Consider the following 25,789-nt stretch of genomic DNA (forward strand, 5'->3'; position numbering starts at 1 on the left):
GACTTCGGCGCCCTGTAAGTTCTTGCGTCATGGAGGAGCTGGACCGACAAATCGTGCAGCTGCTCGTCAAGGACGGGCGGATGAGTTACACCGACCTGGGCAAGGCCACGGGCCTGTCCACGTCGGCCGTGCACCAGCGGGTGCGGCGGCTGGAACAGCGGGGCGTCATCCGCGGCTACGCGGCCGTCGTCGACCCCGAGGCCGTCGGGCTGCCCCTGACCGCCTTCATCTCGGTGAAGCCGTTCGACCCCAGCGCCCCCGACGACATCGCCGAACGCCTCGCCGGGGTACCCGAGATCGAGGCCTGCCACAGCGTGGCCGGCGACGAGAACTACATCCTCAAGGTGCGCGTGGCCACCCCGCACGAACTGGAGGAGCTGCTGGGAAGGCTCCGCGCGCTCGCGGGAGTCTCGACACGGACGACGGTCGTGCTCTCCACCCCGTACGAGGCCAGGCCTCCGCGGATCTGAGGGCTCGCGATGCGGGCGGCCACGGAACCGCGGTTCTGGGAAGGCCTGGCCGGTACGGGGCCGAGGGGCCGGGGTGCGGGCAGGTTCGGGGCCGAGGGGTCCGGGTGCGGGTCGGCACGGGTGCAAGAGGTCCGGGCGTTGGTCGGTTCGGGTCCGGGGAATCCGGGTGCCGGTCGGTTCGGGTCCGGGGAGTTCGGATGCCGGTCGGTAGGGATCCGGGGGTCCGGCAGTTCGGGCCGGGTGCCGGTGGGCTCAGATCCGGGGGGTCCGCGTGCCGGTCGGCAAGGGTGAGGCGCGAAACTGTTCCCCATGAGTGAGCGCATCCCCGAGCCGAAGACCGTCCTGCTCCGCCGCGGAGAGGTCCACAGCCCCGCCGACCCCTTCGCGACCGCGATGGTCGTCGAGCGCGGCCAGGTCGCCTGGGTCGGCTCCGAGGGCGCGGCGGACGCCTTCGCGGACGGCGTCGACGAGGTGGTCGACCTGGACGGCGCCCTGGTCACCCCCGCGTTCACCGACGCGCACGTCCACACCACCGCCACCGGCCTCGCCCTGACGGGACTCGACCTGTCGACCGCCCCCGATCTGGAGGCGGCCCTCGACCGCGTGCGGGACTTCGCCGCCGCCCGACCGCAGGACAAGGTGCTGCTCGGGCACGGCTGGGACGCCTCCCGCTGGCCCGGCGGCCGCCCGCCGACGCGCGCGGAACTGGACGAGGCCACGGGCGGCCGTCCCCTCTACCTCTCCCGGATCGACGTCCACTCCGCGGTCGTCACCACGGCCCTGCTCGACCTGACACCGGGCCTCGGCGCAACGGACGGTCCGCTCACCGCCGACGCCCACCACACGGTGCGCGCCGCCGCGTTCGCGGCTGTGACGCCCCAGCAGCGCACCGAGGCCCAGCGCACCGCGCTCGCGCACGCGGCCTCCCTCGGCATCGGCTCGATCCACGAGTGCGGCGGCCCGGAGATCTCCTCCGAGGACGACTTCACCGGCCTGTTGCGGCTCGCCGCGGAGGAATGCGGCCCCCGGGTCGTCGGCTACTGGGCCGAGCAGGACGTCCGGAAGGCGCGGGAACTGGGCGCCCTCGGGGCGGCCGGTGACCTCTTCGTCGACGGCGCCCTCGGCTCCCACACGGCCTGCCTGCACACCCCGTACACCGACGCGGCCCACACCGGCACCGCCTACCTCGACGCCGCCGCGGTCGCCGCCCACGTCGTGGCCTGCACCGAGGCCGGACTCCAGGCCGGCTTCCACGCCATCGGCGACGCCGCCGTCACCGCTGTCGTCGAGGGCGTGCGAGCCGCCGCCGAGAAGGTCGGCCTCGCCCGGGTCCGCGCCGCCCGTCACCGCGTCGAGCACGCCGAGATGCTCACCCCGGAGACCATCGCCGCGTTCGCCGAACTCGGCCTGACCGCCTCCGTGCAGCCCGCCTTCGACGCCCTGTGGGGCGGGGAGGACGGCATGTACGCCCAGCGCCTGGGCGCAGAACGGGCCCGAACCCTGAACCCGTTCGCGGCCCTGCTGCGGGCCGGCGTCCCGCTCGCCTTCGGCTCCGACAGCCCCGTCACACCCCTCGATCCGTGGGGCACGGTCCGGGCCGCCGCCTTCCACCGCACCCCCGAGCACCGGGTCTCCGTCCGCGCCGCGTTCACCGCCCACACCCGCGGTGGCTGGCGGGCGGTCGGACGCGACGACGCGGGCGTCCTCGTGCCGGGCGCACCGGCGGACTACGCGGTGTGGCGTACGGACGAGCTGGTGGTCCAGGCGCCCGACGACCGGGTCGCCCGCTGGTCCACCGACCCCCGCTCCGGCACCCCCGGCCTGCCCGACCTGAGCCCGGGCGCCGACCTGCCCGTATGCCTGCGCACGGTGGTCGGCGGGCGGACGGTGTTCGTACGGCCGGGCGAGTGATCCCCCGGGCGGGCGGGCGGAGGATCACCCGTCCGCCTGCCGTTCCGCGACCTCCCCGCTGACCAGGGCATTGACCGAAGATCCGCAGGTGGAACGGCTGTTGACAGCCGACGGCGTGGGGCCGGTAGGTTCGGCGGAGTCCACCACCGGACGCCCCGCCGGGGAACGTCCGCGCACTCGCCGAGGCGCCGCTGGGTCAGGGACGGTCCGCCGCACCGGCGCACCGCCACTGGGAGCCAGGCTCAGCGCCCGCGCCGAGCGAGGGAAGGTTCCGGCCGGTCGGGGAGGTGTGACCCGGGTGGGGCCCGGGCGCTCAGTAGACAACGGCTTTGTGTCGATCCGCAGCCAGCGGGTCCCAGGTCGGCCCGAAGGGCGCCGGGCCCCCATCCGCAGCACCGGGTGGGCGCACCCGTACGCAGTAGCCTCGTACATACAAGACCAAAAGCGCGTACCTACCCCGCTCGTCGGGAAATGACACCACCATAGGAACGTCCCGTCACGTCACCGCAGGCGGTGGCCACTATGGTGGTCCCCTGCGTACGGACATGAAGGGGCAGTAGTGAACGACGGCGACGCGACCCGCGCGGCACAGGACCGCGGGAGGCAGTTCGGTCCGCTCGGCAAGGCCTTGGTGATCATCCCGACCTACAACGAGGCGGAGAACATCAAGGCCATCGTCGGCCGGGTGCGCAAGGCTGTCCCCGAGGCCCACGTCCTCGTGGCCGACGACAACAGCCCCGACGGCACCGGCAAGCTCGCCGACGAGCTGGCCGCCGAGGACGACCAGGTCCGGGTCCTGCACCGCAAGGGCAAGGAGGGCCTCGGCGCCGCCTACCTCGCCGGCTTCCGCTGGGGTCTGGACAACGGCTACGGCGTGCTGATCGAGATGGACGCCGACGGCTCGCACCAGCCTGAGGAACTGCCCCGTCTGCTGACCGCCCTCAAGGGCGCCGACCTCGTCCTGGGCTCCCGTTGGGTGCCGGGGGGCCGCGTCGTGAACTGGCCCAAGTCCCGCGAGATCATCTCCCGTGGCGGCAGCCTCTACTCCCGCCTCGCCCTGGACCTGCCGCTGCGGGACATCACCGGCGGCTACCGCGCCTTCCGGCGGGAGACGCTCGAGGGCCTCGGCCTCGACGAGGTCGCCTCCCAGGGCTACTGCTTCCAGGTCGACCTCGCCCGCCGCGCGGTCAAGGCCGGCTTCCACGTCGTCGAGGTGCCCATCACCTTCGTCGAGCGTGAACTCGGTGACTCCAAGATGAGCCGGGACATCCTCGTCGAGGCTTTGTGGCGGGTCACGGCGTGGGGCGTGGGGGAGCGGGTCGGAAAGATCGCCGGCAAGGGGGAGCGGCAGGATCAGCCGTCGCCGTCGCCGTCCTCCGCGCCGCAGTCCTCGCCGTCGCAGCCTTCCGCGTCGCAGCCTTCGGCGCCGCAGTCGTCGGCGTCGGCTCCCGCGTCGTCGACGTCGCCGCCCGAGTCGCACGGCAACGGCTGATCGTCCCCTTATCCCGCTCTGAGCCGGGTGCAGGCACACTGGGGGCATGACGACTGGCGCTCCCACCCATCCCTACCCCGCCCGGCCCCGGCGCTCCCGCCTGCGGAGGTATCTGCCGCTGGGCCTCGCCGCGTGGCTGGTGCTGGAGATCTGGCTGCTGACCGTCGTGGCGGGCGCGGCCGGTGGGTTCACCGTCTTCCTGCTGCTGGTCGCCGGGCTGGTCCTCGGCTCGGTGGTCATCAAGGGCGCCGGCCGACGCGCCTTCCAGAACCTCAACGAGGCGCTCCAGCGCGGCGCGCCCCCGTCCCGCGGCGGTGGCAACGGCCTGATGATGCTCGGCGGCCTGCTGCTGATGATCCCGGGCCTGGTCTCCGACGTGCTGGGTCTGCTCCTTCTGCTTCCGCCGGTCCAGAAGGTCGTCGGCGGCTATGCGGAGCGCACGGTCGACCGCAAGCTGCGGGCCGCGGCCTCGGGTTCACTGGGTGACGCCTTCCAGCAGGCCCGTATCCACCGTCCCGACGGCAAGGTGGTGCAGGGCGAGGTGATCCGGGACGGCGATCAGGGATACGGCACGGGCGACACGGGCCGGGAACCACGCCCACCGCTCACCCGCTGACCCGCGGCCTTTCCGGTCCTCGCGGCACACGCCGACGCCGGTCGGGCGCTTTCGGCCCGTCCGGCGTTCGAGGACGAGGTCCGTCGGGCCTCCAGGGCCGAGCGGCGGGGTCCGGTAGGCAGAACAACGACCGCGGGCGCCGTACGTCGACCTCACGTACGGCGCCCGCGGTCATGTGCGTGCGCTGAGTGCCGGTGTCCCGCTACGCGGACTTGCGGCTGTCCCGGGGATGCACCGCCAGGTTCATCGCCCCGGACCGCAGAACGGCCAGCCGCTCCTCGAGGACCTCTTCGAGTTCCTCACGGGTCCGCCGCTCCATCAGCATGTCCCAGTGCGTACGCGCGGGCTTGGCCTTCTTCTCCTCAGGGCCGTCGCCGTCCACGAGGAGTGCCTGGGCCCCGCAGACCTTGCACTCCCACTCCGGCGGGATCTCCGCCTCGACCGAGAAGGGCATCTCGAAGCGGTGCCCCTTCTCGCATGCGTACTCCACGGCCTGGCGCGGGGCCAGGTCGATGCCGCGGTCCGTCTCGTAGCTGGTCACCACGAGGCGCGTGCCGCGAAGAGCTCGCTCACTCATGAATCGTGCCTCCCGGGCTTGTCGCCCACAGGACAGGTGTCGCTGTCGTCGTCATCCGGTCAACGTCCGGTCGGCGGTAAAGATTCCCGTTCCGAGTCCCGTTCCGGGTCATGCGTCGCCGTCGTAGCCGCAGCCTTGTCAACCAGTGCAGTACCCACCGGCGCCCGGTTTGTCACATCTGCAAGGAGATGTCACCCAGCGTTTCGGCATCTTTGACGCGCAGTAACGGTACGCCTGGCAGGCCAAACGCGTACACTACCGCCCTTTCGCCTTGAGCGCTAAATCCTTTCGGGCACCGGGTTCCCCGCGGCCTCGATCGCCCGCCGCAGGGGAACCCGTGCGAGCAGCAGGAACCCGAGGACGAAGAAGGCCACCAGGGAGATGATCGCGGCGCGATAACTTCCGGTCAGCTGGTACGTGAGCCCGAACAGCAGCGGGCCCAGCCAGCTCATCCCGCGGTCGCTCAGCTCGTACGCGGAGAAGTACTCGGCCTCCTTGCCGGGCGGGACGAGGTGGGAGAAGAGGGAGCGGGACAGGGCCTGGCTGCCGCCGAGCACCAGTCCGATCGCGGCGGCCAGCACGAAGAAGCCCACCGGCGCCCCGGCCGGCAGGAAGTATCCGGCGGCGAGGGTGAGCGTCCACGCCACGAGCGAGCCGAGGATCGTGCGCTTCGCGCCGTACCGGCGGGCCAGTCGTCCCATCGTCAGCGCGCCCGCGACGGCCAGCAGCTGGACCAGCAGGACGGCGCCGATGAGGGTGGACTGGCCGAGGCCGAGTTCCTCGGAGCCGTAGACGGAGGCCTGGGTGATGACCGTCTGGATGCCGTCGTTGTAGACGAGGTAGGCCAGCAGGAAGGCGAGGGTCAGGGGGTGGCGGCGCATGTCCCGGATCGTCGCCGCGAGTTGCCGCAGGCCGGGGGCGGTCGCCTCGCGCGCGGCCGACGGGCGGTCGCGCAGCCTCAGCAGCGGGACGAGGGCGAAGCCGCCCCACCACAGACCGGCCGAGGCGAGACAGATGCGCACGGCCGTCGACTCGGAGACCCCGAAGGAATCGTGGGCGAGGTACAGCGCCAGGTTGACGACCAGGACCAGGGAGCCCGCCGCGTACCCGAAGGCCCAGCCGCGCGAGGAGACCGCGTCGCGTTCCTCGGGCGGGGCGATCTGGGGCAGATAGGAGTTGTAGAGCATCATCGCCACGGACTGGGCCGCGTTCGCGACCACGAGCAGCACGCCGCCCAGCAGATAGCGGTCCCCGGAGAGGAAGAACATGCCCGTCGTGGCCGCGGCCCCGACGTAGGCGGCGGCTGCCAGGAGCGGCTTCTTGCGGCCCGTGCGGTCGGCCGCCGCACCCACCAGCGGCATCACCAGCACGGCCACGATCACCGACAGGGACACCGAGTACGCGAAGAAGGAGCCCGCGCGGACCGGTATGCCCAGGGGATGCACGTACCCGCCGGCGTCCGCCGCCTCCTCGGCGACCGATGTCAGATACGGCCCGAGGAACACGGTGAGCACGCTCGTCGAATAGACGGAGCACGCCCAGTCGTAGAAGTACCAGCCGCGCTGTTCGCGCCGCCGCCCCGCGGCGTCGTCGGACGCCTCCGTCCGCACGGTGTCGGTGCCCACCCGTGCCCTCGCTTCCCCGCTGCCGTGGCCGTGCGAGGTCCGCGGAGGGGCCGGCGGGGGCGGTCCGGGGTCAGGCCCAGGCGCCCCGCTCCTCCATGACCTTGCGCAACATGTCGATGTGATCGGTCATGATGCCATCGACCCCCAGGTCAAGAAGCCGGTGCACACGATCCGGTTCGTTGACCGTCCACACGTGCACCTGCAACCCGCGCGCGTGGGCGGCGCGGACGAAGCGCTGGTCCACGACCTGGACGCCGCCGTGCGCCTCGGGCACCTGCGCGGCGACCGCCGACCGGCGCAGCGCCGCGGGCACACCCCAGGACCGCAGCCGCAGCCCGAGCACGCCCCGGGTGCCGTACGACGTCGCCAGGCGCGGCCCCGCCAGGCGCTGCGCGCGGGTCACGCGGGCCTCGGAGAAGGAGCCGACGCAGACCCGGTCCCAGGCGCCCGCGCGCCCGAGCAGGTTGAGCAGCGGGTGCAGAGCGGACTCGGCCTTGACGTCCACGTTCCAGCGCACCTCGGGGAAGGTTTCCAGGAGCTCCTCGAACAGCGGGACGGGCTCCTCGCCGCCCACGCGCGCGTGCCGTACCTCCGCCCACGGCAGATCGGCGATGCGGCCCGCGCCGTCGGTCACCCGGTCCAGCGTCGCGTCGTGGAAGGCGACGAGTCTGCCGTCCCGCGTGGCGTGCACGTCCGTCTCGATGTAGCGGTAGCCCGCCTCGACCGCGCGTCGGAACTGCGCCACGGTGTTCTCCAGACCGTCCGCGGCCCCGCCGCGGTGTGCGAACGGGATGGGCCCCGGATGGTCGAGGTACGGGTGGCGTATGAGGGTGCTCACGGACGAAGTATCGCTCCCCGCGGTGACCCGGTGGCAACGACCGTGCTGCCGGATGCCGGGGGAAGGGCGAACACCCGCAGGAAGAGCTGGGCGAGCGGACCGATCGACACCGCGTACAGCAGCGTGCCGACGCCGATGGTGCCGCCGAGCGCGAAACCGGTCACCACGACCGCCACCTCCACGGCCGTCCGCATCAGGCGGATCGAGCGGCCGGTACGCCGGTGCAGCCCCGTCATCAGCCCGTCGCGCGGACCCGGCCCGAAGCTGGCCGCTATGTAGAGGCCCGTCGCCACGCCGTTGAGGACGATGCCGGCCAGCAGCAGGGGAACGCGTACGGCCAGGGCGTCGGCCTCGGGGACCAGGGCGAGGGTGCCGTCCATCGCGATACCGACGACGAAGACGTTGGAGACCGTGCCGAGGCCCGGGCGCTGGCGCAGCGGGATCCACAGGAGCAGCACCGCCGCGCCCACGACGATCGACACGACGCCGATCGTGAGGCCGGTGAGCCGGGCCAGGCCCTGGTGGAGCACGTTCCAGGGCTCCAGGCCCAGGCCCGCTTCGACCAGCAGGGCCGAGCTTGCGCCGTAGAGCGCGAGGCCCGTGTACAGCTGCAGCAGCCGTCGTGCGAGATGTCCCTTGGCGGACAAGAGGTTCCCCCCGGTGGTGGCAGTGGACTGATGCATGACACTCTGTGGCTTGGAAGGAAACGTCATCCATGGCCAATTCCGGAAAGGTGGACTGGTAACCATGGCGCAGTGGACCTCCGCGGTGGGGGCCGCGCAGCTGGCACGGCTGCTCACGTCCCAGCAGGACCGCCCGGCCGGCGCCGGCACGCGCCGCCCGCCCGCCTACCGCGCCCTCGCCGACGGCATCCGGCTGCTGGTCCTGGAAGGGCGCGTCCCCGTGGCCGCCCGGCTGCCCGCCGAGCGGGAGCTAGCGCTGTCCCTGTCCGTGAGCCGTACGACCGTCGCCGCCGCGTACGAGGCGCTGCGCACGGAGGGCTTCCTGGAGTCGCGTCGGGGCGCCGGCAGCTGGACCGCCGTCCCGGCGGGCAACCCGCTCCCCGCGCGCGGTCTGGAGCCCCTGCCGCCCGAGGCCCTCGGCTCGATGATCGACCTGGGCTGCGCCGCCCTTCCCGCGCCCGAGCCCTGGCTCACCCGCGCCGTGCAGGGCGCGCTGGAGGAACTGCCCCCGTACGCGCACACGCACGGCGACTATCCGGCGGGCCTGCCGGCGCTGCGCGCGATGATCGCCGAGCGCTACACCGCGCGCGGGATACCGACGATGCCCGAGCAGATCATGGTGACGACGGGGGCGATGGGCGCGATCGACGCCATCTGCCACCTCTTCGGCGGGCGCGGGGAACGCATCGCCGTCGAATCGCCGTCCTACGCCAACATCCTCCAGTTGATGCGCGAGGCGGGCGCCCGGCTGGTGCCGGTCGCCATGGCGGAGGGCCTCGCCGGGTGGGACATGGACCGCTGGCGCCAGGTCCTGCGCGAGGCCGCGCCGCGGATCGCCTATGTCGTCGCCGACTTCCACAACCCGACCGGCGCGCTCGCCGACGAGGACCAGCGGCGCCGTCTCGTCGAGGCGGCCCGGTCGGCCGGGACCGTGCTCGTCGCGGACGAGACGATGAGCGAGCTGTGGCTGGACGAGGACGTCGCCGGCGCCGCGATGCCGCGGCCCGTCTGCGGCTTCGACCCCGCCGGATCGACGGTGATCACCGTCGGGTCGGCCAGCAAGGCCTTCTGGGCCGGGATGCGCATCGGCTGGGTCAGGGCCGCGCCGGACGTCATCCGCAGCCTGGTCGCCGCGCGCGCGTACGCCGACCTGGGCACCCCGGTGCTGGAGCAGCTGGCCGTGAACTGGCTCTTCAGCACCGGCGGTTGGGAGCAGGCCGTGGCCCTGAGGCGCGACCAGGCCCGGGAGAACCGGGACGCGCTGGTCGCCGCGGTGCGACGGGAGCTGCCCGACTGGGAGTTCGCCGTGCCGAAGGGCGGGCTGACGCTGTGGGTGCGGGCCGGGGGCCTGTCGGGGTCGCGGCTCGCCGAGGCGGGGGAGCGGGTCGGGGTCCGGGTGCCCTCGGGGCCGCGGTTCGGCGTCGACGGCGCCTTCGAGGGGTATGTGCGGCTGCCGTTCACCGTGGGGGGCGCGGTCGCGGAGGAGGCGGCGGCGCGGTTGGCCGCGGCGGCGCAGATCGTGCGCAGCGGGGGGACCGTGGGCGCGGAGGGGCCGCGGACGTTCGTCGCATAGGAACGCGGGCGGGTGTGGGGGGCACCCGCCCGCGTCGGCCCTTGTCCGCGCCGGCAGCTCGTTAGGAACTGCTCTCCGCGGCCAGGGCCTTGGACGGCACCGGCAGGGTCTCGCCGTCCGCCGGGGTGGTGCGCGGCGGCAGCAGATCCAGCACGGCCTGCCGGTGCGTGTCGCTGGTGGCGTCGTCGTACGGGTCCGGGGTGGCCGGCACCTGGAGGCGGTGCACCGGGCCGGTGCCGAGCCGTGCGTAGCCGCGCCCCGGTGGGACATGGTCGACGGGAGCGGTGTGCGGACGGGCGCCGAGGACCGCTTCCAGCAGATCGGCCGACGCCGGGCCGAGGACGACCCGCGCGCGCGTGTGCTGCCGTACGGCCTCGCTCAGGGTGTCCAGGGCGTCGAACTGTTCCGCCACGACCACCGTCACGCGGGCCGCGCGGCCGTGCCGGAGGGGAACCTGGAGGAAGGACTGCGGGTCCTTGCGGCCTTCCGCGTCGGCGAGGTGGGTGAACGCGGTGGGGCGGTCGAGGATGATCCACAGGGGGCGCCTGGTGTCGTCCGGCGGTGGGTGGCCCTCCTGGCGGGCGAGATTGGCGGCGATCAGCCGTCGCTCGGTCTCCTGCGCCGCCCACTCCAGGCCGGCCAGCGTGCCCGCCAGTCCCACCTCGACGCCGAGGACGCCGTCCCGGCCGGTCAGGCAGGCGTACTCGCCGGTGCCGCCGCCGTCGACGACGAGGATGTCTCCGTACTGGAGGGCCTGGAGGGCGATGGAGCGCAGCAGGGTCGAGGTGCCGCTGCCGGGCTGGCCGACCGCCATCAGGTGCGGCTCGGTGGAGCGGACGCCGGTGCGCCAGACGACCGGCGGGACGTCGCGTTCCTCCGCGCCGAAGGTGAGGGGGAGGGTGCGCGGGACCTGCGAGGGGTCGGTGAAGCCGAGCACCGTCTCGCCGGGCGCGGTCACGAAGCGCTGGGCGCAGATGTCGGTGGGGAGCGGGGCGAGGACCGTCAGGGTGAGGGTGTTGCCCTCCTCGTCCCAGCCGAAGTGGTATTCGCGGCCGCGGCCGGACTTGGCCGTCAGCAGGTGCTCGACCCGCGCGCGTGCTTCGGCCTCGCCGTCCGGGAAGTACGCCGGGTAGCGGATCTCGAGGTGCGCGATCCGGCCGGAGCCGTCGAACTCGTACGACGGGAAGGCCTTCTCCCACTCGCCGCCGTGGGCGTACAGGGGAGAAGGGTCCTCCTCGGTCGAGAAGTAGGGGACCAGGGCCTCGTACAGCGCCTGGAGTCGCTGGATCTGCGACTCGTCGGGGCCTTCGGGAGCCGGTGGGATGCGGTCCCGGCCCTGCCAGGCCGCCGCCGCCATCAGGGTGATGACGGCGAGCAGCGGGCCGTACGGAACGAGCGCCAGGACCAGGATCGCCGAGGCCGCCAGGAACAGCAGCGGGCCGCGTTTGTCCTTGGGGGTCTCTGCCCACCTGCGCCGCCCGGCCGAGGCCAGCCGGCGCAGACCGCGGGTGATCGTGATCAGTGGGTGGAGGATGTCGGTGGCGCTGTCGGCCGCCGTCCGGGCCAGTTCCCGGCTCCGGGCGATCTGTGTGCTGCCTGTGCTCAGGATGCGGGGGAGAGGGCGCCTGGCCACTGCTGTCTCCTGAAGGTGCGTACCGGAGGGACGGACGGCGGGACGGGCGGCGTCAGAACTTGATGCCGCCGAGGAGGCTCGCCAGGCTCTCGCCCCCGGCCTTGATGCTGGGGGCGATGGCCGTACTCGCCAGGTAGAAGCCGAACAGGGCGCAAATGCAGGCGTGCGAGCCCTTCAGCCCGTCCTTGCGGAAGAAGAGGAAGACGATGATGCCGAGCAGGACCACGCCTGACATGGACAGGATCATGTGAGTTCTCCTGGTTCGGGGGGACAGTCACCATGAGTACTTCCAGGATCACAGGATGTATCCATACGATTAAAGGTGCAACTGGGTGAAATCCGGTAGATTTCCCCCGGATGGCGGAGGCCCTGAAGGCCCGCCTGAGCAGGGAAGTTGCGTCGAACGGGTCTGGTGGTGATCTTTGCCTGCGACGGGTCCCGCCATGTGCCCGTCGAGCCAGTACCCTTGCGATTCACCTGAACGGCTGCAACGAGAGGCGGTCCCGCCATGAGCGAAGCCCCCGACCCCGAGGTCGTGGAGCTGGCGACCAAGATCTTCGATCTGGCCCGCCGGGGACAGACCGAGGCGCTCGTGGCGTACGTCGACGCGGGCGTTCCGGCCAACCTCACCAACGACCGCGGCGACTCCCTCGTGATGCTCGCCGCCTACCACGGTCACGCCGACGCGGTCCGGGCGCTCCTGGCCCGCGGCGCCGAGGCCGACCGCATCAACGACCGAGGCCAGACCCCGCTCGCCGGGGCCGCCTTCAAGGGTGAGGCGGAGGTCGTCAAGGCCCTCCTGGAGGCCGGCGCCGACCCGGCGGCGGGCACCCCCTCGGCCGTCGACACAGCGCGTATGTTCGACCGCAAGGAGCTGCTCGAGCTGTTCGAAGGGCAGTGACACGGGCCGTCCTGTACAGGTAGAACGAAGGTCCTGAGCAGATAAATCGACGACCACGGGGGAGGCGGTACGGGGCCGCCGGAAATTTCGGTCGCGGCAGGCTGAGCTGCCGGGTCATCATGACGACGTGATTCACGGACGCGATGGCTGGGCAGGTGCCGCACCGCGCGGGCCGTGATGCGGTCCGCATGGGCCACCGACGAGAGGCAGAGGAAGATGGTCTTCAACAAGCAAGAGACGGCGGGCGCTCCGACGTGTTGTCACGCGGCCAGGTAATGCGTGGTCCCCGGTTGCGTCGACGCTTGATGTGAGGCTGTTTCCCATGTTCGATCCGGTCATAGCGCCCAGCGGTACGCTGCTCGGCCTGCTTCAGAGGGGCCGCGGCGACGGCACACTGCACGCGCTCACCGCCCCCCGCCCCGAGGCCCTCGCGGCACTGAACCACTGTGTGCTGCGCGACCCCCGCCACGACTGGCAGGTGGAGAACCGCTCCCTCTACTACGCCCGTCTCTACCTCGACCTCCACGGCGAGCTGGACGAGATCGAGGCGCACCTCTTCGACGTCGAGGACGTCTTCGACACCGAGGAGTCCCGCACGGGCCTCGCCCTCGCCGTCCTCGGCCACCTCGCCTCCTACGGCAGGCGGGACGCCCTGGAGCTGCTGCGCAGGTACGCGGCCTCCGGGTCCAACTGGGCCTGGGCCCTGGACGAACTCGCGCTGCGCGACGACGACGCGGGCCTGCGCGCCCTGGCGGCGCCCGTGCTGGCGCGGTTCGCGACCGACGCCGAGGGCGAGGCCGAGCTGGCCGCCGCCGTGCGGGACGCCTTCGAGCCACGGCCCTGGCGGTTGTGGGCCGACGATCCCCGCGAGTACATCGCCACGCGCGTGCGTGCCGCCCATGAGGCCGGCTGTTTCGACCGCTGGCAGCGCCAGATGAGCCCCACCGGCCCCCGCCCCGGCTGGAGCGTGCAGGCCGTGTTCGAATGGGCCCAGCAGGGCGTCGAACGGGGCGCCGCACTCCACGTCCCCGCCGCCCGCTGCCTCACCGCCGTGGCCGGGCCCGAGGACCGGCCGGTCATCGTCCAGGCGGCGAAGGACGGCACCGAGGGAGCCCGGTGCACCGCCCTGCGCTACCTGGCCGACAGCAACGATCCCGAGGCCCTCGACCTGGTCGAGGGCGCCGTGGCCACCGGCTCGACGGCTGTCGTGGAGGCCGCCGTGGACGCATTCGAACGCATGCGCAGCGTCGCCGCCGTCGACCGTGCCCGCGGCTGGGCGCACCGGCCCGACGCCCTCGGCGCCGCCGCCGGCCGCATGCTCGCCGCCCGGGGCGCCGCCCGGGACAGCGACCTGGTCCTCGGCGCGCTGCGCGAAGCCGTACGCGGCGAGGGCTGCGACGCGCCGACGCTGTGGACCCTCGTCGACGGCGCCGGGCGCCTCGGCATCGTCTGCGCGGCCCCCGTCCTGCGCCACATCTACCGCGAGACCGCCTCGTCCCATCTGCGCGGGCGCTGCGCCCGCGCACTGGCCGCCACCGATCCCTCCTTCGGCACCGGCTTCGCCGTCGAATGCCTGTGGGACTGCGAGGAGGCCACCCGTGAGATCGCCGCCCGGCACGCCGAGACCGGCGACACCCGGGTCGTCGAACGGCTGCGCCGGCTCGCCGCCGACCCGGCCGAGGAGGCGGAGGTCCAGACGGCCGTCCGCAGCCGGATCGGCCCGGACGCGGCATCCGCCATGTGATCACCGAGGCCGAGCCGTGCCCGCCGGGTGAACAGGGGATGACCCTCGGGGCGGGCGGGCATGGACACTGTCCGACCTGCGCGGGTGTGCAGCGCAACGCTCATGGGACGTTTGTCGTCCGGACAGATCCACTTTGACGCGGCCACGTCCAGGACGGCGACAACACCGGTATGCGTGTCGTCATCGTGACCGAATCCTTTCCCCCCGACGTGAACGGCGTGGCCCACTGCGCGCTCCAGACCGCCCGGCACCTCGTAGATCGCGGTCACCTTCCGCTCGTCGTCGCGCCGGCCACCGCGGCCGGCACCGGGTCCGACGCCGAGGCACCGTGCCCCGTCGTCCGCGTCCCCTCCCTACCGCTCCCGGGCTACCCCCAGGTCCGCGTCGCCCTCCCCAGCCGACGCGTCGCCGCCGCACTCACCGACCACCGGGCCGACATGGTCCACCTGGCCAGCCCCTTCGTCCTCGGCGTCCGCGGCATGGCGGCCGCCGCCCGGCTGGGCATCCCCGCCGTCGCCGTCTACCAGACCGACCTGGCCGGCTACGCCCGCACCTACATGGGCGTCGGCGAGGCCGCTGCCTGGCGGCGCATACGGTCCGTCCACGCCGCCGCCCACCTCACCCTCGCCCCCTCCAGCGCGGCCCTGCGCGACCTCGAGACGCACGGGATCCCCCGGGTCAAGCTGTGGGCCCGGGGCGTGGACACCGTCCGCTTCCGCCCCGACCACCGCGACGAGGCACTGCGCCGTGAACTCGCGCCGAACGGCGAGGCGATCGTCGGCTACGTCGGCCGGCTCGCCCCCGAGAAGCAGGTCGAGCTGCTGGCCGGGGTGTGCGGCCTGGAAGGAGTGCGGGTCGTGGTCGTGGGGGACGGGCCCAGCCAGGGCCAGCTGGCGGAGGCCCTGCCGGGCGCGGTGTTGCTGGGGCGGCGCACCGGCGACGACCTCGCCCGCCTCTTCGCCTCGCTGGACGTCTTCGTGCACACCGGTCCCTTCGAGACGTTCTGCCAGACCGTGCAGGAGGCCATGGCCAGCGGCGTTCCGGTCGTCGCACCCGCCGCGGGCGGACCACTGGATCTCGTCGCCCACGGGCGCACCGGCCTGCTCGTCCCGCCGCGCGACGCCGCCGCCGTGCGTGACGCGGTGCGGTCCCTCGTCGCCGACCCCGGGCGGCGGTCGGCCTACGGCGCCGCCGGGCGCGCCAAGGTGGAGGGGCGCACCTGGGCCGCCGTCGGTGACCAGCTGATCGGCCACTACACGGACGTGCTCGCCGCGCGGCACCTGGTGGTGGCGGCATGAGCGGCGGGGCGCGGATGGGTGGGGACGGCTCGAGCGGTGGGTTGCCGGTGGGCGGCGGCTTGAGCGGTGGGGCGCCGGTTGGTGGCGGCTCGAGTGGCGGGTTGCCGGTTGGTGGCGGCTTGAGTGGCGGGTTGCCGGTGGGCGGCGGCTTGAGCGGTGGGGCGCCGGTTGGTGGCGGCTTGAGTGCCGGGGCGCGGATGGGTGTGGACGGCTTGCGCTTCGGGTCGAGGACGGGTCGGGACGGTCTGAGTGGCGGGTCGCCGACCGGTGGGGGCGTAAGCGGCGGGTCGCCGACCGGTGGGGGCGTGAGTGGCGGGTTGCCGACCGGTGGGGGCATGCGTGCTGGGTTGCCGACTGATGGGGGCGTGAGTGCCGGGTCGCCGACCGGTGGGGGCGTGAGTGGCGGGTTGCCGACCGGTGGGGGCATGCGTGCCGGGTCGCCGACCGGCGGGGGCGTGAGCGGCGGGTTGCCGACCGGTGGGGGCATGCGTGCCGGGGCGCGCGGGCCGCTGAGGATCGTCCGGCTCGCCAACTTCGTCGCGCCCGCCTCGGGCGGGCTGCGCACGGCGCTGCGCGAGCTGGGCAAGGGGTACCGCGCCGCCGGCCACGAGCCCGTGCTGATCGTGCCCGGCGAGCGGACGGGCGACCGTGAGACCGAACAGGGCCGTGTGATCACCCTGCCCGGGATGCTGCTGCCCGGCACCGGCGGCTACCGCGTCCTCACCGACAAGCGGCGCGTGGCCCGCCTGCTGGAGGAGCTCGCGCCGGACCGCCTGGAGGTCTCCGACCGCACGACGCTGCGCTGGACCGGCAAGTGGGCGCGACGGGCCCGGGTGCCCGCCGTGATGGTCTCCCACGAGACGGCCGACGGCGTGCTGCGTACCTGGGGCGTGCCCGATGGAGCGGCGCGACGGGCCGCCGACGCACTCAACATCCGCACGGCGCACACCTACGCGCGCGTGGTGTGCACCACCGAGTTCGCCGAGCGGGAGTTCGTGCGGATCGGCGTCCGCAATGTGGTGCGCGCGCCGCTCGGCGTCGACCTGGTCGAACGGCACCCCGCACTGCGGGACGAGGAGCTGCGGGCCCGGCACGCGCGCGCGGATGAGGCGCTGCTGGTCACGTGCACCCGGCTGTCCGTCGAGAAGCGGCCCGGTACGGCCCTGGACGCTCTGGAGGCCCTGGTGCGGCGCGGTCGGCGCGCGGTGCTGGTCGTCGCCGGGGACGGACCGCTGCGAGGCCGGCTCGAACTGCGGGCGCGGGAGCGCGGGCTGCCAGTCACCTTCGTGGGTCATGTGGCCGACCGGGGTGCGCTGGGCGCTCTCCAGGCGTCCGCGGACGTGTGCCTGGCGCCGGGGCCCGCGGAGACCTTCGGGCTGGCCGCGCTCGAGGCCATGGCGTGCGGGACACCAGTGGTGGTGAGCGCGTCCTCCGCGCTGCCCGAGGTGATCGGGACCGCGGGGGCCGTCGCGGCCGACAGCGGAGAGGCCTTCGCGGACGCGGTGGAGACGCTCCTGGAGCAGCCTGCCGTGCAGCGGCGGGAGGCGGCACGCGCGCGTGCGGAGTGCTTCGGGTGGGGGACGGCGGTGGAGGCGTTCCTCGCGGCACACGAGGCGACGGTGCTCGCCCGCTCCGGCGTGGGCGAGGGGATGGTTCCGTCCCTTTCGTCCATGGGTGAGGGGACGGTGGCGTTCGGTCCTGGCATGGGTGAGGGGAGGGTCCCGTCCCTTTCGTCCGTGGGCGAGGGGACGGTGGCGTTCCGTCCTGGCGGGGCTGAGGGGAGGGTCCCGTCCCCTTCGTCCGTGGGCGACGCGACGGTGCCGTCCCGTTCCGGCGAGCACGACGCCACGCCGCCGCTCCGTTCCTTCGTGTCCGGAGGGCTCGGATGAGACCCGTCCGGTTCGTGGCCCTCGGGGACTCGCTCACCGAGGGCGTCGGGGATCCCGTGGGCGACGGGTGGCGCGGCTGGGCCGCGCTGCTCGCCGGCGGACTCTCGGGGCGGCCCGGGGAACGGGGCGAATGCACCAGCCTCGCGGTCAGCGGGGCGCAGACGCGGGACGTCCTGGAGCGGCAGCTCCCGGCCGGGCTCGCCCTGCGGCCCGACATCGCCTCCGTCGTGGTCGGCGTCAACGACACCCTGCGCTGCACCTTCGACATCCACGCCGTCGCCGCCCGCCTCGACACGGTGTACGGCTCCTTCGCCGAGCAGCGCGCCGTCCTGCTCACGGCGTGCCTGCCCGAACCGGGCGGGATGCTGGGGCTGCCCGGCGCCCTCGCCCGGCCGCTCGCCCGACGGCAGCGCGCGATCAACACAGTCGCTCACGCGCTCTCCGACCGCTACGGGGCGATCCACCTGCACGCGTCCGAGGGCGCGTGGCTGACGGACCGCGCGATGTGGAACGTGGACCGGCTGCATCCCGGTGAGCGGGGACACCGGCAGCCGGCGGTGCGCTGCCACGCGCTGCTGGCCGAGGCGGGCGTCGCCACCGGTGCCGCGCCCGTGCCCGAGCCGGAGTTCCCTGCACCGTCGAGGACGGTCGGCCTGTGGTGGCTGGCGACGGCGGGCACCGGCTGGGTGGCCCGGCGGTGCACCGACCTGCTGCCCCAACTGCTCGCGCCGGCCGCCGACGAGATGCGGCACCGTGCACGCGGCACGAGCGCCCGCCTCGACCTGCGGGCCTCCGCCGCCGTGTCGGCCGCTCTGGCGGCGCTGTCGGCGGCGGAACGACAGCCGGACGCCGCCTGAACCCGGCCCGCCCGGCGTCCGGCGCGTCGCCGACGGCGCCACAGGGCATCGGCGACGGCGTGGGGACGCCGGAATCGGCACGTGGGCGTCAGCGGCGGCTCAACATCACCGCGCCGGCTCCAGCGGAGGCGTACATCGGCGTGCGGGCGTCAGCGCCGGCGTACCTCAACGCGCGGGCTCCAGGAGGCGCGTACATCGGCGTACGTCAGTGGCGGCGTTCTGTGGCGTGCGGGCTTCAGTGGCGGCGTTCTGTGGCGTGCGGGCTTCAGTGGCGGCGTTCTGTGGCGTGCGGGCTTCAGTGGCGGCGTTCTGTGGCGTGCGGGCTTCAGCGGCGGCGTTCTGCGGCGTACGGCTTCAGCGGCGGTGTTTCTGCGGCGTGCGGACTTCACCGTCGCCGTACGGCCGTGAAACGGATGGGCGTTCCCGGCACCGCCTGTGCGGCGGACGGGAGGTCGGCCGCGCGGACGACCCCGATCACCGGGTAGCCCCCGGTGGTCGGATGGTCGGCCAGGAAGACGACCGGCCTGCCGTCGGGGGGAACCTGGATCGCCCCCAGCACCATGCCCTCGCTCGCGAGCTCGCCGGGACGGACCCGCTCCAGCGCCGGGCCCTCCGTGCGCAGGCCGATGCGGTTGCTCGCGGACGACACGCGGTACGCGCGCGAGGTGAAAAGACGGACCGCCTCCGGCGTGAACCAGTCGTCGCGAGGGCCCAGGGTCACCCGGAGGAGGAGCTCCGCCGGGGGCGCCGGCTGCGGGGCGACGTCCACGCGCGCGTGCGGGGCCGGGACCCGCCCCAGCGGCAGCACCGTGCCGTCCGTCAGGGGCGCCGGGCCGAGCCCGGACAGCAGGTCCGTGGAGCGGCTGCCCAGGACGGGCTCGACGGCGATGCCCCCGGCCACGGCGACGTAGCTGCGTACCCCGCGGACCGCCGGTCCGACGTCCAGCAGCGCGCCCGCGGGCACCCGCACGGGCGCGCCCCAGGCGGCCGGCCGGCCGTCGACCGTGACCGGGCACGGTGCGCCGCCGACGGCCACGGTGACCGTCGAACGCGGGCGTACCGCGCAGCCGTTGAGCGTCGTCTCCAGGACGGCCGCGTCGGCCGGGTTGCCGACCAGCCGGTTCACGAGCGCCGCCGCGGGGGCGTCGAGGGCGCCGGAGCGGGGCACGCCGAGGTGGGCGTGGCCGGGGCGGCCGCGGTCCTGCACGGTGGTGAGCGCCCCGGCGCGGACGACGGCGAGCGCACGGTCGCTCATGCGGCGCTCTCCGGCGAGGCCGGAACGAACCGCACGCGCGTACCCGGTGCGAGCAGCGCGGCCGGCACGCGCGCGTGGTCCCACAGCACAGCGTCCGTCGTGCCGATCAACTGCCAGCCGCCCGGTGAGGAGCGCGGGTACACGCCCGTGTAGGGGCCGGCCAGCGCCACCGACCCGGCCGGGACGGCCGTGCGCGGAGTCGCCCGGCGCGGGACGTCGTAGCGCGGCGGCAGACCCGTGAGATAACCGAAGCCGGGCGCGAAGCCGCAGAAGGCGACGCGGAACTCGGTGGCCCCGTGGATTCGGGCCACCTCCCGCTCGGAAACGCCCCAGTGGACGGCGACGTCCGCGAGGTCGGGGCCGTCGTAGCGCACCGGCAGCTCGATCACCGCGTCCGTACGCGGGGGAGCGGGCGGGATGTCGGCGGCGGTGAGTTCGGAAACCCAACGGGCCGGGTCTTGGAGGCCGTCGAGGAGGACCGTACGGGCCGCCGGGACGATCTCCCGGACGGTCAGCGAGCCCTCCGCGCGACGTCTCATCAGCTCCGCGTGCAGGGCCTGGACCCCCTCGCCGGAGTCCATCTCGACGAGCAGGGCGTCGTCGCCGACGGGCAGCACCCTCATGCGAAGGCCTCCACCCGCACACCCGACTCCTCCAGCCGGCGGCGGACCCGGCGGGCCAGCTCCACCGCGCCGGGCGTGTCACCGTGCAGGCAGAGCGAACGGGCGCGCACCTCGACGCGTGCGCCCGTGTGGGAGGTGACGGCTCCGGAACGGGCCAGACCCACCGACCGCTCGACGACGGCGTCCGGGTCGGTGACGACGGCACCGGCCTGCGCGCGCGGGACGAGCGTGCCCTCGTCGGTGTACGCGCGGTCCGCGAACGCCTCGGTCACGGCCGGCAGCCCGGCCTTCCCGGCCAGCTCCAGCAGGCGCGAACCGGGCAGCCCGAGCACCGGCAGGGCGGCGTCGGCGAGGAGGACTCCCTCCACCACGGCGCCTGCCTGCTCCTCGTCCCGTACGACCCGGTTGTAGAGCGCGCCGTGCGGCTTGACGTACGCCACGCGCGCGCCCGCCGCCCGCGCGAAGACCTCCAGGGCGCCGATCTGGTACGCCACCTCGGCGGCCAGTTCGGCGGACGGCACGTCCATCGCCCGCCGCCCGAACCCGGCGAGGTCGCGGTAGGAGACCTGCGCGCCGATCGTCACGCCCCGCTCGGCCGCCAGCTCGCACACCCGCCGCATGGTGGCCGCGTCCCCGGCGTGGAAGCCGCAGGCCACGTTGGCGCTGGTGACGACGGACAGCAACTGCTCGTCGTCGGTCAGCTGCCAGCGGCCGAAGCCCTCGCCGAGGTCGGCGTTCAGATCGATCGCGGTCATGGGTCCTTCGTGTCTCCTTGTCAGGCCACGCGGTACTGCTCGTCGCGGGCGTCGGTGAGGAACATCTGCCCCGGGGCGTGGGTGAGGGCGAACGGCGGGCGCGAGGCCGTCACCGCGGCCTGCGGGGTCACACCGCAGGCCCAGAACACCGGGATGTCGTCCGGTTCGGCGACCACCGGATCGCCGAAGTCGGGGCGGCCGAGGTCGTCGATGCCCAGCCCCGACGGATCGCCGCAGTGTACGGGGCTGCCGTGCACCGCCGGGAGCAGACTGCTCTCCCGGATCGCCGCCGCCAGGTGCTCCGGCGGCACCGGACGCATGGACACCACCATCGGCCCGTGCAGGCGCCCCGCCGGACGGCACTGACGGTCCGTCACGTACATGGGGACGTTGCGTCCCTGCTCGACGTGGCGGATCGGGACGCCCGCCTCGGACAGCGCCCACTCGAAGGTGAAGCTGCACCCGAGCAGGAACGTCACCAGGTCCTCGCGCCAGTACGCGCGCACGTCCGTCGGCTCGTCCACCAGCTCCCCGTCCTGCCACACCCGGTAGCGCGGCAGGTCGGTGCGCAGGTCGGCGCCCTCGGCCAGCACGGTGGTCCACGAGCCGGCGTCGGTGACGTCGAGGACCGGGCAGGGCTTCGGGTTGCGCTGGCAGAACAGCAGCATGTCGTACGCCCAGTCCGCGGGGACCGAGATCAGGTTGGCCTGGGTGTGGCCCGCCGCGACCCCGGCCGTGGGGCCGGTCAGGCCGTCACGGAAGCGGGAGCGGGCGGTTTTCGGGCTCCACGCGCGCGCGTGCTCGTCGACGAGGGTGAGCGGGCGGTCTTCCACGAAGGTCGGGTGCTTCACTCCAGTTCCTTCCCGCGTGTCTCCGGCAGCCCCAGCAGTGCCAGGGCCGCGAGGCCGTAACCGATCGCGCCGAAGACCAGCGCGCCGCCCACACCCCAGCTGTCGGCCAGGAACCCGACCGTGGTGGGGAAGACGGCGCCCACAGCCCGGCCCGTGTTGTACGTGAAGCCCTGACCCGTGCCGCGCACCGCCGTCGGGTACAGCTCGCTCAGGAACGACCCGAAGCCGCTGAAGATCGCCGACATGCAGAACCCGAGCGGGAAGCCGAGCACGAGCAGCAGGGTGTCGGCGCCGCTCGGGATGTTCGCGTACGCCAGGATGCACACCGCCGACAACAGGGCGAACAGCCAGATGTTGCGGCGCCGGCCCAGGCGGTCGGTGAGGTGGCCGCCGGTCAGGTAGCCGAGGAAGGCGCCCGAGATCAGGAGCGTCAGGTAGCCGCCCGTGTTGACCACCGACAGGCCGCGCTCCGTCTTCAGGTACGTCGGCACCCAGGTCGCCAGCGTGTAGTAGCCGCCCTGGACGCCGGTGGAGAGCAGACCCGCGAACACCGTCGTGCGCAGCAGGCGGCCACGGAAGATCGCCCGGAACGAGCCCTTCTCCGCACTGTGCTCGCGCGCCGCGACCGCCGTCGGCGCGTCCTGCACGCGGCGCCGCATCCACACCACCAGCAGCGCGGGCAGGGCGCCGGTCCAGAACATCACCCGCCAGGCCACGTCGTCGCCGAACACCGAGAAGACCAGCGTGTACATGATCGCCGCCAGTCCCCAGCCGACGGCCCACGAGCTCTGGATCACACCGAGGGTGCGGCCCCGGTGCCGCGCACTCGCGTACTCGGCGACCAGGATCGCGCCGACCGCCCACTCACCGCCGAAGCCGAGGCCCTGCAGCGCGCGGAAGAGCAGCAGCGTCTCGTAGGTCGGCGCGAAGCCGCAGGCGACCGTGAAGACGGCGTACGTGACCACCGTGATCATCAGGGCCCTGACCCGGCCGATCCGGTCGGCCAGCACACCGGCGACGGCGCCGCCGACCGCGGAGGCGACCAGCGTGACGGTGGTGAACAGGCCCGTCTGACCGCTGTCCAGGCCGAAGTACGCCGCCAGCGCGACCATGCTCAGGGGCAGCGTGAAGTAGTCGTAGGAGTCGAGCGCATAGCCGCCGAACGCGCCGGCGAAGGCGCGGCGGCCGCGCGGGCCGAGCGCCCGAAGCCAGGCGAACGCCCCGTCGTCGGCGGCGTGTTCGGCGGTGGCGGGGCGCTTGTCGGTGGTCGGGGCCTGCGGTGGAGGGGTCGTGCTCATGGGGCACCTCGCAGAGGGATGACGGAGGGTGCTGGGGTTGAGCCGTGCCGTGCGGGAGCGGTGCTGAGCGGTGGAGCGGTGACGGTGCTGAGCGGTAGACGGTGACGTTGTGCTGAGCGGTGGAGCGGTGACGGTGCTGAGCGGTGGCTGTGCTGGGTGAGCGCTGTGCTGAACAACAACGGTGATCCGGGCGGGAGTTGCGCCGGACAAGGGCGGTGCTGGGCGAGCGCTGTGCCTGAACAAGGGCGGTGCCGGGCGGGAGTTGTGCGCGGAGTAAGCGGTGCTGAGCGGAGCAAGGTACGCAGCAAGGTAGAGGATCGTTGAACGATCCTTCAATACCCCCGTTGTTTCGTTCTCGTGTCTGCGGTTGAATTCCGGGCATGGCAGAGCACCTGGCGGGACTGGCCGACGACCGCGCCCTCCTGGGCCGTACCAGCACGGCCGAGCGGGTCTCGGACATCCTCAGGAGCCGTATCGCCGAGGGCTTCTTCCCGCCCGGGACACGGCTGTCGGAGGACAGCATCGGTGGCGCGCTCGGCGTCTCCCGCAACACCCTGCGCGAGGCGTTCCGGCTGCTCACGCACGAGCGTCTGCTCGTCCACGAACTCAACCGGGGTGTGTTCGTGCGGGTCCTGACCGTCGAGGACGTCGAGGACATCTACCGCACGCGCGCGCTGGTCGAGTGCGCCGTCGTACGAGGGCTGGGGGAGCCGCCGTACGGGCTCGACGGTCTCGCCGAGGCCGTCGGCGAGGGGCAGCGGGCGGCCCGTGAAGGTGACTGGAAAGCGCTGGGCACGGCCAACATCCACTTCCACCGGGAGCTGGTCGCCCTCGCGCGCAGCGACCGCACCGACGAGCTGATGCGCAGCGTCTTCGCCGAACTGCGTCTCGCCTTCCACGTCGTCGACGACCCGCGCCGGCTGCACGAGCCCTACCTCGCGCGCAACCGGCAGATTCTCCAGGCGCTCCAGGCGGGGGACAGGGCGGAGGCGGAGAAGCTGCTCGCCGTGTACCTGGACGACTCACTGGAGCGGGTGGTCGAGGTGTACCGGCGACGGGTCGGGGAGGACGCGGCGGGCGCCGTCTGACGCGCGTTCCCGGCGCGGGCAGCGACCCGTGCGCTCCCGCCGCGCGGGCGTGAGCGGCCACGGGGGCGCGACCGGCCAGGGGCGCGACCGGCCGGGGGGACCGGCCAGGGGGACGACCGGCCATGGAGGCGCGACCGGCCACGGGGGCGCGCACCCCGACGGGGATCCGCCGTGCCCGGCGCCGCCGGCGGGGAGCCGATCGGCGCCGTTTGGGTCGTTGTCAGACCGAGGACCTAGTCTGTGCACCGTGACTTCGCCTGCATCGACGGACCGTGTTCCGCCCCAGCTCAGCGCGGGGCCGCGCCCTGCCCAGGGCCCGGCCGCCGACGAGGGGCTGGCGCGGCGGCTGCGCGCGCTCGCGTGCACCGCCCCGATCCACGACCTCGACGCACGCAAGGCCAACCTCGCCGGTGAGTACTCGGTGTACGGCATGGCGGAGATCGCCCTCGCCGCCATCGACCTCGTCACCCTGAACATGGACTTCGACACCGGCGCCGACCACGACCAGATCGTGGCCCGCCTCATCCCGCGCATCGCCGCGCAGGCCCCGCAGAGGCCCGCCGAGGAGCACGGGCGCGTGGCCCGCTGGGTCCTGGAGAACCTGATCAACGTCGGCAGCGTCGACCGGGGCTTCCGCGCCGTGTACGGCACCTTCGCGCCGGACGGCACCTATGTGCGCCGCGACTACGACTTCAAGCTGGTCGAGGAGGTCCCCGGGTACGGCGGCGCCGTCTACCTCCGCACGACCGACGAAGCCGTCAACGTCCTGGTCGGCGCCCTCGACACCGACGTCACCAGCGCGCAGATCGCGGCCGAGGTCAAGCTCGAGGTCCTCATCCGCCGCGGCCGCCTCGCCGACGCCCAACTCGCCGCCGAACAGGCCCGTTACCGCACCGTGCAGTACTCCGAGACGCTGCGCCGCGCCCTGGAGGCGACCCGGCGCAACGTCCGCGCGGTGGACTGGCTCAACGCCGTGCCCGACATGATCGCCGAGGCCCTCGACCACGTGGCCGACCGCTACCGCCACGAGAACGCGATCCTCACCAACATCCGCAAGGCCCGCGACGAGTCCGAGGACCCCGAGCACAAGCGGCGGGCCGCCGAGCTCGTCGACATCGTCAAGGACTGCATCCGCCGGCACACGCAGCTGCAGTCCCGGCTCCTGGAGGCCGGCCCGCTCTTCCGGGCCGAACAGGACCGGCAGGCCTTCGCCACCCCCATGACGACGTCGGGCATAGACCTGTACGGGCATCTCGTCGCACCCGTGCTCCCGCTGCCCGTCGGCGAGGCCGTGCGGGTCACCGACGCCTTCTTCGCGCGCGGTACCGGGCTGCGCACGCCGGTGTCCGTGCGGGTCGGAGACCTCGTCGACCTGCTGCTGACGCCGCCGGTGGAGCGCGAGCACCTCGGGGCGGAGATGCCGGAACCCGACCTCATCGCGACACCGGACGACAGCCGGTTCAGCGAGGAGCAGCTGGCGGCCGCCATGGAGCTGCTGGACCTGCCGGCGGACGCGCCGCGGAGGCTGTCGGGACTGCTGGCGCAGGCGCGGCGGACCGACCCCGATCTGCCGTACCTGGTCGCGCTGCTGGCGGTCCACGCGGCCAGTCCCGCCGTCGGGACCGCCTATCGGCAGGGCGAGGAGAAGCTGCTGTTCGCGGTGGACGACGGCACGGAGCTCGACGATCCCGAGTTCGGCGGAGCCGACCTGATAGTGGGGACCGCCCTGCTGGACGCGGCGGGGATGGCCGCCGACCGGACAGAAGCAGCATGAGCCGGACCGAGAACCGTACGGACGCACACCACCGCACC

Annotated in this window: 22 protein-coding genes and 1 pseudogene; 12 read left to right on the top strand and 11 right to left on the bottom strand. The window is 73.5% G+C overall.

What is annotated here, in order from left to right:
• Positions 1-29: 29 nt before the first annotated feature.
• From ACIHAR_RS19355 to fxsA, 4 genes are all read left to right on the top strand, one after another.
• Complete coding sequence (locus tag ACIHAR_RS19355) at positions 30-470, top strand: Lrp/AsnC family transcriptional regulator (RefSeq protein ID WP_365455267.1); 441 nt, start codon at positions 30-32, stop codon at positions 468-470.
• Positions 471-779: 309 nt separating this feature from the next.
• Positions 780-2,381, top strand: coding sequence for an amidohydrolase (locus ACIHAR_RS19360; protein WP_400020592.1), 1,602 nt, complete (start codon positions 780-782; stop codon positions 2,379-2,381).
• 559 nt (positions 2,382-2,940) lie between these two features.
• Positions 2,941-3,873 carry a polyprenol monophosphomannose synthase gene (locus tag ACIHAR_RS19365; RefSeq protein WP_400020594.1) on the top strand — a complete coding sequence of 311 codons (933 nt, stop codon included), beginning with the start codon at positions 2,941-2,943 and terminating at the stop codon, positions 3,871-3,873.
• A 46-nt stretch (positions 3,874-3,919) separates the two neighbouring features.
• A complete protein-coding gene (fxsA, locus tag ACIHAR_RS19370) occupies positions 3,920-4,489 on the top strand; it encodes an FxsA family membrane protein (RefSeq protein ID WP_400020596.1) in 570 nt (189 codons plus the stop codon).
• 202 nt (positions 4,490-4,691) lie between these two features.
• Here fxsA and ACIHAR_RS19375 read toward each other — a convergent pair whose 3' ends face one another.
• The 4 genes from ACIHAR_RS19375 to ACIHAR_RS19390 form a co-directional block, all read right to left on the bottom strand.
• On the bottom strand, positions 4,692-5,066 hold the full coding sequence (locus tag ACIHAR_RS19375) for an RNA polymerase-binding protein RbpA (protein ID WP_010357981.1): 375 nt from the start codon (positions 5,064-5,066) through the stop codon (positions 4,692-4,694).
• Between the two features lie 278 nt (positions 5,067-5,344).
• Positions 5,345-6,691 (bottom strand): MFS transporter, encoded by a 1,347-nt coding sequence (locus tag ACIHAR_RS19380; protein ID WP_400020598.1) that lies wholly within the window; start codon positions 6,689-6,691, stop codon positions 5,345-5,347.
• Between the two features lie 70 nt (positions 6,692-6,761).
• On the bottom strand, positions 6,762-7,529 hold the full coding sequence (locus ACIHAR_RS19385; RefSeq protein ID WP_365455252.1) for a glycerophosphodiester phosphodiesterase: 768 nt from the start codon (positions 7,527-7,529) through the stop codon (positions 6,762-6,764).
• On the bottom strand, positions 7,526-8,212 hold the full coding sequence (locus ACIHAR_RS19390) for a hypothetical protein (RefSeq protein ID WP_365455249.1): 687 nt from the start codon (positions 8,210-8,212) through the stop codon (positions 7,526-7,528). Before ACIHAR_RS19390 ends, ACIHAR_RS19385 begins: the two co-directional genes overlap by 4 nt.
• A gap of 64 nt (positions 8,213-8,276) precedes the next feature.
• Between ACIHAR_RS19390 and ACIHAR_RS19395 the strand changes: the two genes are divergently transcribed.
• Complete coding sequence (locus tag ACIHAR_RS19395) at positions 8,277-9,785, top strand: PLP-dependent aminotransferase family protein (RefSeq protein WP_388752080.1); 1,509 nt, start codon at positions 8,277-8,279, stop codon at positions 9,783-9,785.
• A 61-nt stretch (positions 9,786-9,846) separates the two neighbouring features.
• Here ACIHAR_RS19395 and ACIHAR_RS19400 read toward each other — a convergent pair whose 3' ends face one another.
• A complete protein-coding gene (locus tag ACIHAR_RS19400; protein ID WP_400020601.1) occupies positions 9,847-11,418 on the bottom strand; it encodes a hypothetical protein in 1,572 nt (523 codons plus the stop codon).
• A gap of 52 nt (positions 11,419-11,470) precedes the next feature.
• Positions 11,471-11,665 (bottom strand): hypothetical protein, encoded by a 195-nt coding sequence (locus ACIHAR_RS19405; RefSeq protein WP_365455240.1) that lies wholly within the window; start codon positions 11,663-11,665, stop codon positions 11,471-11,473.
• A gap of 261 nt (positions 11,666-11,926) precedes the next feature.
• On the opposite strand from ACIHAR_RS19405, the gene ACIHAR_RS19410 reads away from it, so the two are divergent.
• The 5 genes and pseudogenes from ACIHAR_RS19410 (at position 11,927) to ACIHAR_RS19430 (ending at position 18,107) form a co-directional block, all read left to right on the top strand.
• The gene (locus ACIHAR_RS19410; RefSeq protein WP_365455237.1) at positions 11,927-12,319 is read left to right on the top strand and encodes an ankyrin repeat domain-containing protein; all 393 of its coding nucleotides are present in this window, start codon (positions 11,927-11,929) and stop codon (positions 12,317-12,319) included.
• 322 nt (positions 12,320-12,641) lie between these two features.
• Positions 12,642-14,063: a HEAT repeat domain-containing protein gene (locus tag ACIHAR_RS19415; protein WP_400020604.1), complete on the top strand. Its 1,422-nt coding sequence runs from the start codon at positions 12,642-12,644 to the stop codon at positions 14,061-14,063.
• A 170-nt stretch (positions 14,064-14,233) separates the two neighbouring features.
• Positions 14,234-15,361: a glycosyltransferase family 4 protein gene (locus ACIHAR_RS19420; protein ID WP_400020606.1), complete on the top strand. Its 1,128-nt coding sequence runs from the start codon at positions 14,234-14,236 to the stop codon at positions 15,359-15,361.
• Positions 15,362-15,846: 485 nt separating this feature from the next.
• Positions 15,847-17,013 (top strand): annotated as a pseudogene (locus ACIHAR_RS19425) (glycosyltransferase); the annotation flags it as partial.
• Positions 17,014-17,246: 233 nt separating this feature from the next.
• On the top strand, positions 17,247-18,107 hold the full coding sequence (locus ACIHAR_RS19430; protein ID WP_400020608.1) for an SGNH/GDSL hydrolase family protein: 861 nt from the start codon (positions 17,247-17,249) through the stop codon (positions 18,105-18,107).
• Positions 18,108-18,492: 385 nt separating this feature from the next.
• Here ACIHAR_RS19430 and ACIHAR_RS19435 read toward each other — a convergent pair whose 3' ends face one another.
• From ACIHAR_RS19435 to ACIHAR_RS19455, 5 genes are read right to left on the bottom strand one after another with little or no spacing between them, the layout of a single operon-like run.
• A complete protein-coding gene (locus tag ACIHAR_RS19435) occupies positions 18,493-19,362 on the bottom strand; it encodes a biotin-dependent carboxyltransferase family protein (protein ID WP_400020610.1) in 870 nt (289 codons plus the stop codon).
• The gene (locus ACIHAR_RS19440; protein WP_400020612.1) at positions 19,359-19,985 is read right to left on the bottom strand and encodes an allophanate hydrolase subunit 1; all 627 of its coding nucleotides are present in this window, start codon (positions 19,983-19,985) and stop codon (positions 19,359-19,361) included. The genes ACIHAR_RS19435 and ACIHAR_RS19440 overlap by 4 nt, the downstream gene beginning before the upstream one ends.
• Positions 19,982-20,740: a LamB/YcsF family protein gene (locus ACIHAR_RS19445; RefSeq protein WP_400020614.1), complete on the bottom strand. Its 759-nt coding sequence runs from the start codon at positions 20,738-20,740 to the stop codon at positions 19,982-19,984. Before ACIHAR_RS19445 ends, ACIHAR_RS19440 begins: the two co-directional genes overlap by 4 nt.
• A 20-nt stretch (positions 20,741-20,760) precedes the next feature.
• Positions 20,761-21,591, bottom strand: coding sequence for a putative hydro-lyase (locus tag ACIHAR_RS19450; protein WP_365455216.1), 831 nt, complete (start codon positions 21,589-21,591; stop codon positions 20,761-20,763).
• Entirely contained in the window at positions 21,588-22,889 is a 1,302-nt protein-coding gene (locus ACIHAR_RS19455; RefSeq protein WP_400020616.1) for an MFS transporter, read from the bottom strand. Before ACIHAR_RS19455 ends, ACIHAR_RS19450 begins: the two co-directional genes overlap by 4 nt.
• 380 nt (positions 22,890-23,269) lie before the next feature.
• Here ACIHAR_RS19455 and ACIHAR_RS19460 point away from each other — a divergent pair, with 380 nt between their 5' ends.
• The gene (locus ACIHAR_RS19460) at positions 23,270-23,977 is read left to right on the top strand and encodes a GntR family transcriptional regulator (protein WP_365455210.1); all 708 of its coding nucleotides are present in this window, start codon (positions 23,270-23,272) and stop codon (positions 23,975-23,977) included.
• A gap of 247 nt (positions 23,978-24,224) precedes the next feature.
• Positions 24,225-25,751: a hypothetical protein gene (locus ACIHAR_RS19465; RefSeq protein WP_388752100.1), complete on the top strand. Its 1,527-nt coding sequence runs from the start codon at positions 24,225-24,227 to the stop codon at positions 25,749-25,751.
• The last annotated feature ends 38 nt before the right edge of the window (positions 25,752-25,789 follow it).

Source organism: Streptomyces sp. NPDC052016 (genome assembly GCF_044548445.1).
Lineage (GTDB): Bacteria > Actinomycetota > Actinomycetes > Streptomycetales > Streptomycetaceae > Streptomyces.